At 35.7% G+C, this 6672-nt stretch carries 9 protein-coding genes and 3 pseudogenes; 6 read left to right on the plus strand and 6 right to left on the minus strand.

Annotated features, from left to right (window positions below):
- From ACFIL2_RS02015 to ACFIL2_RS02040, 6 genes and pseudogenes are all read right to left on the minus strand, one after another.
- Positions 1 to 190: pseudogene (locus tag ACFIL2_RS02015) on the minus strand (hypothetical protein); the annotation flags it as partial.
- On the minus strand, positions 165 to 932 hold the full coding sequence (locus ACFIL2_RS02020) for a Rha family transcriptional regulator (protein WP_375681674.1): 768 nt from the start codon (positions 930 to 932) through the stop codon (positions 165 to 167). The gene ACFIL2_RS02020 and the pseudogene ACFIL2_RS02015, both read right to left, overlap by 26 nt.
- The gene (locus ACFIL2_RS02025) at positions 925 to 1359 is read right to left on the minus strand and encodes an antA/AntB antirepressor family protein (protein WP_375657641.1); all 435 of its coding nucleotides are present in this window, start codon (positions 1357 to 1359) and stop codon (positions 925 to 927) included. Before ACFIL2_RS02025 ends, ACFIL2_RS02020 begins: the two co-directional genes overlap by 8 nt.
- 65 nt (positions 1360 to 1424) lie before the next feature.
- Positions 1425 to 1799, minus strand: a complete 375-nt coding sequence (locus tag ACFIL2_RS02030; protein WP_375681675.1) for a hypothetical protein — start codon at positions 1797 to 1799, stop codon at positions 1425 to 1427.
- A gap of 269 nt (positions 1800 to 2068) precedes the next feature.
- Positions 2069 to 2686: a S24 family peptidase gene (locus ACFIL2_RS02035; RefSeq protein WP_375680548.1), complete on the minus strand. Its 618-nt coding sequence runs from the start codon at positions 2684 to 2686 to the stop codon at positions 2069 to 2071.
- Between the two features lie 79 nt (positions 2687 to 2765).
- Positions 2766 to 3368: a S24 family peptidase gene (locus tag ACFIL2_RS02040; protein ID WP_375680543.1), complete on the minus strand. Its 603-nt coding sequence runs from the start codon at positions 3366 to 3368 to the stop codon at positions 2766 to 2768.
- Positions 3369 to 3468: 100 nt separating this feature from the next.
- Between ACFIL2_RS02040 and ACFIL2_RS02045 the strand changes: the two genes are divergently transcribed.
- The 6 genes and pseudogenes from ACFIL2_RS02045 to ACFIL2_RS02070 all read left to right on the plus strand — a co-directional run.
- A complete protein-coding gene (locus tag ACFIL2_RS02045) occupies positions 3469 to 3714 on the plus strand; it encodes a helix-turn-helix transcriptional regulator (RefSeq protein WP_375680544.1) in 246 nt (81 codons plus the stop codon).
- A gap of 99 nt (positions 3715 to 3813) precedes the next feature.
- A complete protein-coding gene (locus ACFIL2_RS02050; RefSeq protein WP_375680545.1) occupies positions 3814 to 4179 on the plus strand; it encodes a hypothetical protein in 366 nt (121 codons plus the stop codon).
- Between the two features lie 687 nt (positions 4180 to 4866).
- Positions 4867 to 5350: pseudogene (locus ACFIL2_RS02055) on the plus strand (crossover junction endodeoxyribonuclease RuvC).
- Positions 5340 to 5684 (plus strand): DUF1376 domain-containing protein, encoded by a 345-nt coding sequence (locus tag ACFIL2_RS02060; protein ID WP_375680546.1) that lies wholly within the window; start codon positions 5340 to 5342, stop codon positions 5682 to 5684. Before ACFIL2_RS02055 ends, ACFIL2_RS02060 begins: the two are co-directional and overlap by 11 nt.
- Entirely contained in the window at positions 5674 to 5883 is a 210-nt protein-coding gene (locus ACFIL2_RS02065) for a DUF1376 domain-containing protein (RefSeq protein ID WP_375680547.1), read from the plus strand. Before ACFIL2_RS02060 ends, ACFIL2_RS02065 begins: the two co-directional genes overlap by 11 nt.
- A 117-nt stretch (positions 5884 to 6000) precedes the next feature.
- Positions 6001 to 6672 (plus strand): annotated as a pseudogene (locus tag ACFIL2_RS02070) (hypothetical protein); the annotation flags it as partial.

The following is a 6672-nucleotide window of genomic DNA, read 5'->3' on the forward strand; positions in this document are numbered from 1 at the left end:
AATGAGTCAAAGTCTTTAATGTGCGGAAAAGAGATTGTTTCGGTAATCTATCCGCTGCTCGTTTAAGGCGTTTTTCAGGCATCTGATTCGACAATAGACATACTGATATTATATTGTCAATTAAAAAGTTTGAAAATTGACGCAAATAAATCATATCGATTTTATCAGTAAATTCGTATTTCTTTTCCATAATTGTTGCTTTTAATGCATGCTTTGTCTTTAAGCTCTTGAGACAGCGCACCTATTCCTTTTGCTGTGATTTTTGCGCAAGGAATGACCTTTTCTATCCCATCAGAAGTTTTAATGGTGATAGCTGGGCAATCCATAAGACCTTTTTTTATCTTGTCTTGATAAGGTAACAATGGCGCGCCAAATGTGCGTCGATAAACCCATCCCTTTTGCTGTAAGAAAAGAATGAACTGTTTTGGTTGCATCTCGAGTATTTTAGCGGCTTCTGTAAGACCAAAGAGTCCATTATGACGCTGTAAGCTTTCAAGAGCCATGGCTTTTGGTGTTAAATCTTCAATGATGGTGTCTTTTTGATCTATTTGACCTTGTAGGTAATTCAAAAAGCCAATCATAGCCTTTGGACTTGAATAGTCGATTTGTGTGGTTACCGCCTGCTTTTCTAATTCTTGCCAACGGTCTATAATTCTAGCACGTAATGTCATTTTATAACCTGATACGAGGATTAAACATTCACGTTTTGGAAGATTATAACAAGGGCGGCTTTCCCCTTTTGTATCAACGTAAGTGCCAATAAAATCAACCCCCTCAAATTTGAGGACGTTAAGTTCTTCAAGCATTTTCTTGATATCACGCATAACATTATCATGTCTTTTTTCACATAATTGAGCTATTTCAATACTGGACATCGTTTGAACTGTTGTGTTTTGAAAATTGTTTTCATATGTTGTGATAAAATTATGCATGCTTCACTCCATTCGTTGTGACAACATTGTCATTGTGCTTGATTTGCTGTCTTAGATGTCTTAAGAAATCTTCTAATGTTTCAGGATTTGAATAATCGATTTTTGAATTTGCTTTTTTTTCGCATTTCAGAAAATATTCACGCACTTGTTTACCTTTGAGACCAGGTTCACAAATGGCAATGTGTTTTGCTGTGTCTAAAGTGAGAGCATAATCTTTAAAAGGATTTCCACGTGAGGAGTTTGATAATTCTTTAGTAGAAAGTACAAAGTCGACATCTTCTCTAAAGCTAAGTTCTTTAATACAGTTTGTTATCCACTTTCTAAACTCGGTTTTTACCTCTAAAAAGGTATATAAATCACGAGCGCTAATAGTTTGAACCTTTTGATGCTGAATAATATTGTATTGAGTAGCAAGAAGCTTTTCCATTACGAACCTCATGTTGATGGGATTGATGAATGAAAGGAGGCGCTTTTAAAAGCGCCCTTCAGAATTTAAAGCACATCACAAGGACGCAAACGGTGTTGTTGTTCGTAAGTACCGTAAATCTCATCATTATATTTTTCGTCTGCTAAATCAGATAAAAGGTCATGGTAAGCAACACTCTCGCGTACAAAGTCATGAACTTTACTCTCCTCATGGAGATGTTCGATATTTTCTTTTACATATGCTTCTGCAATTTCTTCAGAAATATCTTCACAGTTCTTTTCAGAAGGATTGATGCGAAAGATTTGGATTGCATCATCTGCCTCGTCAATAATTTTTAGAACTTGGCTTTCATCCAGTGGTCCCGACCGACCAATGTTTTGATCATCATCATAGACAACTAATAAAATTTCATCAGAATTTATAAGAATTGGATTTTCCATAATTTCTCCTCCCTAACGCCTCTTGGCGATTGTTTGTGCGTGGTTTATATAATTACTTATACGCAAATGAATAAATATAAGCAAGAAAAAAATCACATATATTTCATTTTTTTTGCATTTTCACTTAAATGCCATCTTCACAAGCAATGGAATTAAAAGTTGATTTTAGAATCAGTAAATGTGCGGTTTACTGATAAAAATCAATCAAACTCGCTTCAATCTGTTGATGGCAATCTCATTGATAACGTGAACAGAAAATCGTATTGTGTTTACATATCAAGAATAGTGCGCCGTACACGACCTATTATAGAGATAGCGCCTTCAAGTTTTGGAGCCTTTATCGTTTTGTCGTATGAAGCAGGCTGAAAAGGAGGATCATCATTAGGTCTGTATCGTTTATATGTCGCTTGTCCAGATTCATCTGCAATTACATAGCAGGCATTAGGCACAAGTTTTTTGTCTCGCATATTTACAAATATTATAGAATCTGGAGGGCTAATTTTATTCATAGATGCGCCATCTACACGTAAAACAATCCATTCACCGGCAGGAAGATTAACAGCCTCTGTCATAGGATAATCTGAAAAATCCATTATCCCATCTTGCTCTCTTAGTTCTCCAGCGCTAATCCATGAAACGAGAGGAATACTTATATTGAGATTAGGATTTTCTTGAGGAGATTCGCCATACAAAATCCACCCCGGATCTACATTAAATACTTGTCCATAGAGCTCGGCTATTTGACGCGAAATACCACGATTTCCATTTTCGTGACTAATTAGGGTATTTTGATTAAGAGCTGGTATAGTGCGCGCAGCTTCACTTGGTGTCGCATATCCAGCATTCTTACGCGCTATTTTAAGTCTATCTTTTGGCAAATAAGTCATTTGTACATTATCCACTATTTTTTGTATTTTCACTTAAATGCCATCTTCAAAATAAGAGAATTCAAGGTTGACTTGTGAATTATTTCGTAAGCAAGCGATAAGCTTTACGTGGCAGTATTGAAATTATTTCCCCAATCCATTTTATCTTAACATTTTTAATGGGATCTGCATTCCATGATTTGAGTACAATGCCTTCTGAAGAGCGAGTAATTTGTTTGATGAATCGCCTATTATCTTCTGTCAGAACAATGACTTCATCACCGTAATAATCGCTCACTGGCTTTGTTTGCAGATGTTTAACTACGATTAAATCACCATCTTTATACACAGGATACATAGAATTTCCACGAACCACAAAACCTATTGCTTCAAAAGGCAAATCAAATGGTATTTCAATTGTTTCAAGCCCATCTTCTGGGATTTTCTCAACATCGGTGTCAATCTCTAATCCTGCTCCTACATATCCCATAACAGGAACAAGTGTAGTAATTTGATTATAACCCTTTAAGCTTTTATAAAGTTCTAAAATTGCGTCTCTGTGTGAACCTCTAGGATCTGATTCATTTCCTAACCATCTTGATACGGTTGCTTGGGTTACATTTAGTCTATCGGCAAGATCTTTTTGACTGAGACCAAATTCAGATTGCAATACTTGCAATGTAGCAATGATATTTTTCGTCATAATTAGTTACTTATGATTTTTAAATTTAAAAAAATCTATTGTTTTTTTTAACATATGTTATACAATTGCGTATATAGTTAAAATAAAGGACTTAACTCAAATGGACACAGAGGAAAAATTCAAGATTAAATCTATCCGAAAGTGTTTATCGCTAACACAAAAGGAATTAGCAGACATTTTAGGCGTTAAGCAAGCCTCTGTTTGTCGTTGGGAACAAGGAAAAGGTTTATCTTTAAAGAATTATCTAAAGCTGCAAGAACTGCAAGGATGTTCTGGCTCTAGTTCTGCTTTTATTGCTGCCCCTACAGATAATAACAAACATCAACAGCAGCATTTAGACTCTTAAAGAAGAAAAATCATGAGAAACGGAATATTGAAGAAACTCTACACACGGATTTGTAGATTAATAGGTTGTAATACGAAAATTGAGAATGGAGATAAGTTTGTGAAAGAATTTATACAAATACCGGATCGTGATTGTAGCATAGAAGATCTTATAAAACGACATAGAACTCATACAAAAGTTCTTGCAAAACAAGAAGAATGGCATAAGTCACAATTTGATAATTGGATGAGATGGCATGAAGCAACTCTTGCAGAGCGAGATAAGTCAATTGAACAACAGCAAGTAGTACTTGAAAACCTATCCTCTTTAATTAAGCAAAAAAATGAAACGCTATACAGCCAAAGGCTAAAGTTAGCTTCACAGATGAAAGTTATTGATGAATTAAATAATAAAATCATTGAGTTAATCAACAAAAAAGAAGAACCAAGATTGATCGATTTTGTTTTCGCAGGAGAAGTTTTTTAACTTGCGTCATTTGAGCTAAAAATGAGAATTGTTAATTAACAATGAATCATTGCGAGGTTCCTTTTTCAAAAACATTTTTGCAAGACAGGCAATCACAACGCGCCCTATCACAACAGCAGCATTTAGACTCTTAAAAAGAAAGAGCAGAGATGATAGATGTCCCACAAATCTCCATAAGCAAAGTTCAGTTGATTGATCTTGTTAATAAGATTGGACAGAAAGACATATATTACAGAAAGACATATATTATGGTCTCCGTTCGCCTGAAGATGCATGTTTTGAAATAAGGATAGATCCCTCATCAACAGGTTTTCTTGTCTATATGCTGCATAGTATCTTTGCGCGTGATGATAGAAAATATTTTCCGTTATTTCCGTACGATGATTTTAATCAATGGTTTTTATCTGTGTTTACGCAAGCTTTTACAACTTGGTTTGATAATTATTTTTCTCAAGAGTTGTCATCTTTTTATCGCTTAAATGAGCTGATCTTGTTTACAGCCTTAGTCAAAAGTAAGCTTGATTTCTTAAGGGATAAACTCATCGAAAAAAGAAAAGAAGAAATCGAATTAATAGATGATGCATGCAGTATATGTCTGAATCTGAGTTAATCCAATTTTTTAAAACTTATAACTACGCGCTCTGTCATAGCACACATATAAATACGTAGAGCCTTAAGGGGGGGATTATGATCACTAACGCACAAACCATTTTATGTCTTGATCTAGGGACTAAGACAGGCTGGGCGATACGTGGTGCGGATGGTTTTATCACAAGCGATACAGAAGATTTTTAATCACGCCGTTTTGAAGGCGGTGGCATGCGTTATCTGCACTTTAAGAAATGGCTTTCTGAACTAAAGAAATCTGTTGATGAAATTGACGCGGTGTATTTTGAAGAGGTGCGCCGGCATGTGGGTACAGACGGCTTCTCATATTTACGGAGGCTTTCTAGCAACTCTAACAGCGTGGTGTGAACATCATCAGATACCATATGAAGGCATTCCTGTTGGCATAATTAAGAAGGCAACAACAGGAAAAGGCAACGCCTCAAAAGAAGAAATGATTAAGGCGGTATGTGCAAAAGGACATACGCCTAAAGACGACAACGAAGCAGATGCTTTGGCAATTTTATATTTAATGAAAGAAGAGGAAACCACTAATGTCAAATAAAAACCAATGGATAAAAATTAATGTAGAAAAATGGCTTCTTAATCTCGCTGATTTATCTCCTACTGAAGGCAATATTTACATGAGGTTGCGATTAAAAATGTTACACACTGGGAAGCCTCTTACAAACAATTTACGAGCCTTGTCCTCATTAGCTCGCTGTTCAATTGACGAGCTTGATGATGCGCTAGATCTCTTAGCTGAAACTAGACACATCTTTCTTTTTGACGACAACCACATCTGGAGTCCAGATGTTGAAGAAGAGCTGAAGAACAACAATCAACAATCAGAAATCGCATGGCATAAGCACAGGGAGGACAAAGAGAATGTCCAGTAAATTACCTTGGGTACGTAATTTTTATCAAGAGTGGATTATGGACTTTGCTGGCACCGACGCAGCAGAGAAAGCTACTTATAGCACACTCACTGCTCTTATGTATCGAGCCTGTGAACCGATTTATGATGATACTTCTGTATTAGCGCGCGTCGTTGGTTGTTCAGTACGAACCTTTAAAAAATCATTAGAAAAAAATTAATTCTTCAATTAGAAGACGGTTGTTTATGGAGTTTAGAAGTTGAAGAAGAACTCAACAACCTCAATGAAGAAGAACTAGATAATTTTGCCTTTAATAATAAAGAAAAGGAGGTAAAATATGTCAACTAAATTACCATGAACGAGGCTTTTTGCAGATAGGTGGGTAGTAGTTGTCGATTATTTACCTCCTGTAGAAGGTAATATCTATATGAGATTGCGGTTTCGCATGCTTCGTACTGGTGAACCTCTTTTTTGTAACATTAAAGTTTTGTCTCATTACACTGGTTATTCAGTAAAGAAATTTGAGACAGCTTTGAATGTTTTGCTAGAAGAAGGATATATTATTCGTTTAGCAGATGGTCGTTTATGGAATCTCGATGTTGAAGAAGAATTAAAAAATTGCAATGAGAATTTAAATAAACTTTCAGAAAAAGCTATAAAAGCTGCGAATACTAAGAGAAAAAAACATAAAGATGACTCATCAAAAGACCATGATGAGGTCATCACGAGGTCATGATGACATCATCATGAAACACATTAACATAAACAATAACATATATAATAAAAAAACTAAAACTATCGTTTTAGAAAAAAAAGAAATTGGTTCTGAAGATTTAGAAACAAACGAACAGGTTGACGAACCAACAGAGGTTGCTGCTGTTGAGACCACATCAGAGCAAATCACAACGGGTGTAGACAACCAACCAATCATTCACGAGCAAGAGAACGTTCCCAAAAAAGCAAAACGAGCGCAAGCTAATCGCGGTTGTCGATTGCCTACGGATTTTGA

Origin of the sequence: Bartonella sp. AP30XZML, from assembly GCF_042195945.1 — a bacterium.
GTDB lineage: Bacteria > Pseudomonadota > Alphaproteobacteria > Rhizobiales > Rhizobiaceae > Bartonella.